The sequence below is a fragment of the Acinetobacter genomosp. 33YU genome, from assembly GCF_001990725.1.
GTDB lineage: Bacteria > Pseudomonadota > Gammaproteobacteria > Pseudomonadales > Moraxellaceae > Acinetobacter > Acinetobacter seifertii.
This window is the reverse complement of the sequence record NZ_LFZQ01000031.1, coordinates 1-2,513: the sequence shown is the minus strand read 5'-3', so window position 1 is coordinate 2,513 and position 2,513 is coordinate 1. Positions and strand designations below refer to the sequence as shown.

The 2,513-nt window shown below is 47.0% G+C and carries 3 protein-coding genes; all 3 read left to right on the top strand.

What is annotated here, in order from left to right:
* Window positions 1–86 precede the first annotated feature (86 nt).
* The 3 genes from tnpA (at window position 87) to AC056_RS19025 (ending at window position 2,481) form a co-directional block, all read left to right on the top strand.
* Window positions 87–470: an IS66-like element accessory protein TnpA gene (gene tnpA / locus AC056_RS19035; protein WP_004646130.1), complete on the top strand. Its 384-nt coding sequence runs from the start codon at window positions 87–89 to the stop codon at window positions 468–470.
* A complete protein-coding gene (gene tnpB / locus AC056_RS19030) occupies window positions 467–802 on the top strand; it encodes an IS66 family insertion sequence element accessory protein TnpB (protein ID WP_004832949.1) in 336 nt (111 codons plus the stop codon). Before tnpA ends, tnpB begins: the two co-directional genes overlap by 4 nt.
* A gap of 74 nt (window positions 803–876) precedes the next feature.
* Window positions 877–2,481 (top strand): IS66-like element ISAba46 family transposase, encoded by a 1,605-nt coding sequence (locus AC056_RS19025; RefSeq protein ID WP_017402503.1) that lies wholly within the window; start codon window positions 877–879, stop codon window positions 2,479–2,481.
* Window positions 2,482–2,513: the final 32 nt, after the last annotated feature.

The following is a 2,513-nucleotide window of genomic DNA, read 5'->3' as shown; positions in this document are numbered from 1 at the left end:
GTAAGCGTCCGCTGAACACACCTTCTGAATTCATCCTATAAGCCTTAATTTAGTCCACACTTAAAAACAAGTGGGGACTAAAATTTATGACTACAAATCACCAGACATCCATCGCATCTCTTGCGAAAAAACGAAGAACATACAGTGCTGAATTTAAACAGCAGATCGTTCAGGCTTGTAAAGCACCGGACGTTTCAATTGCTTCGGTCGCTTTGCAACATGGATTGAATACAAATCTTGTATCCAAATGGATTCGCTTAATTGATGCTAAGCCAGGGAATGATCGCTCACCACTACCGAATAAACCTGCATTTATTGCCTTATCTTGCTCTGCACCATTAGATCCTACTCCTACTGACATGTTAAAGGTTCAAATTACTTTACCCCACTCAAAAGCAGAAATTGGCTTGAAATGGCAAGTATCAGAAATATCTGCTTTAGCAGAATTACTCAAGGCACTTGCAACATGATCCGCATTGATGAAATCTGGCTTTCTACCCAACCTCTGGATATGCGAGCAGGGATGGATATTGTCATGGCTCAGGTGGTGAGAGCCTTTGGCTACATCAAACCGCATTGTGCTTACCTGTTCTGTAATAAACGTGGCCATCGCATGAAAGTGCTGGTACATGATGGACTGGGCATCTGGCTGTGTGCCCGGCGGCTGGAACAGGGAAAATTCCACTGGGCGCAGGTTCACCAGGGTGAAAGCATGGCGATAAGTCCGGAACAGTTACAGGCACTGATCCAGGGTTTACCTTGGCAGCGCATTGGACGACAGCAGGTGGTGACGATGCTTTAAACCAGACTGTTCCATTCTGCTATTCTCCAAACGTTCTATTTCATTCTTCTCATGACCTCAGGCATACTGCGGTCATGAATACGCTGCCTGACTTAAGCCAACTGACCCATGAACAACTGCTGGAATTCACCAGACAGTTGGCAATGCAGCATCAGTCTCTGGCAGAATCAAATCAAGAGTTAGAAAAATCAAACCAGCAATTGGATGCCAAAGTTCAACATCTTTCTATTCTCACTCAAAAATACGAGCATGAACTGGCGCTGTTTAAAAAGCACAAATTCGCCCAAAAGAATGAACACTTAACGGCAAAACAAATCCATCTGTGGGATGAAGCGGTTGAAGAAGATATTGCCGCGGTTGATCTAGAACTGGAGCGGCTGAATGCAGATAAAACCGATGCAGTGACACACAAAGCCACAGTCAATAAACCTAAACGTCGACCACTGCCAGATCATCTACACACCATCCGTATTGAGCATGAACCTGCATCAACCCAATGTGCTTGTGGATGCCAACTCCGGCGTATCGGCGAAGATGTCAGTGAAAAACTGCATTTCAGACCGGCACAGTTCTATAAGGAACAGCATATCCGTGGCAAATGGGTCTGTGATCAGTGCGACACCCTGACTCAGCAAGCGATGCCAGCCTATGTGATTGATAAAGGCATTGCTTCACCTGAACTGCTCAGCCATGTGTTGGTATCGAAGTATGCCGATCATTTACCGCTGTACCGTCAGCGCCTGATCTATCAGCGGGCGGGCATTGATCTGTCCAGATCCACGTTATCTGACTGGATTGGTCGCTGCGGTGTGGAACTGGAACCTCTGGCCAATGCCTTAAAACAGGTGGTGCTGCAACAGCGGGTGATCCATGCCGATGAAACGCCGGTCACCATTATGCGGATGGGTGAGAATGAGAAAAAACCGAAGAAAGGTTATGTCTGGGCCTATGCCACCACACAGTACAATCCAGTTCAAGCGGTGATCTATGACTTTCAGGATAGCCGTTCAGGTCAGCATGCAGAAGAGTTCCTGAATGGCTGGCAGGGCCATCTGGTCTGTGATGATTACAGTGGTTATAAAGCACGCTTTAAATCAGGCGATGTCATTGAGGTGGGCTGCATGGCACATGCACGTCGTAAATTTCATGAACTGCATGTGACCGGGAAAAGTCAGATCGCTGAACAGGCATTAGTGCTGATTCAGAAACTGTATGCCATAGAAGCAGAACTCAGGAAAAAGACCGATAGTACAGCAGAACACCGCCGCGAATACCGACAACAGCACAGCCAACCGGTGAGGCAACAACTGTATGAATGGCTCAACCAACATGATCTGACGGTGCCATCGAGTTCTCCAACCGCCAAGGCGATCAATTACAGTCTGAAGCGTTGGCCAGCCTTAAGCCGCTATCTGGATGATGGCAATCTACCCATTGACAATAACTGGGCAGAGAACTCAATGCGTCCCTGGGCATTGGGCCGTAAGAACTGGTTGTTTGCAGGTTCGCTGCGCAGTGGACAGCGAGCGGCAAATATCATGACTTTAATCCAGTCAGCAAAGCTGAATGGCTTGGATCCGTATGCCTATTTAAGTGATGTGCTGAAAAAGCTACCGACACATAAAGTGACCCAGATTGAAGAGTTACTGCCACACTGCTGGAAACCTAAATCGAATTAAAAAATTGGTATGGGATTCAGCGGACGCTTACG

Bases quoted from the DNA above. Each gene is read 5' to 3' on its own strand.
- tnpA (WP_004646130.1), top strand. From the start codon at position 87: ATGACTACAAATCACCAGACATCCATCGCATCTCTTGCGAAAAAACGA.
- tnpB (WP_004832949.1), top strand. From the start codon at position 467: ATGATCCGCATTGATGAAATCTGGCTTTCTACCCAACCTCTGGATATG.
- AC056_RS19025 (WP_017402503.1), top strand. From the start codon at position 877: ATGAATACGCTGCCTGACTTAAGCCAACTGACCCATGAACAACTGCTG.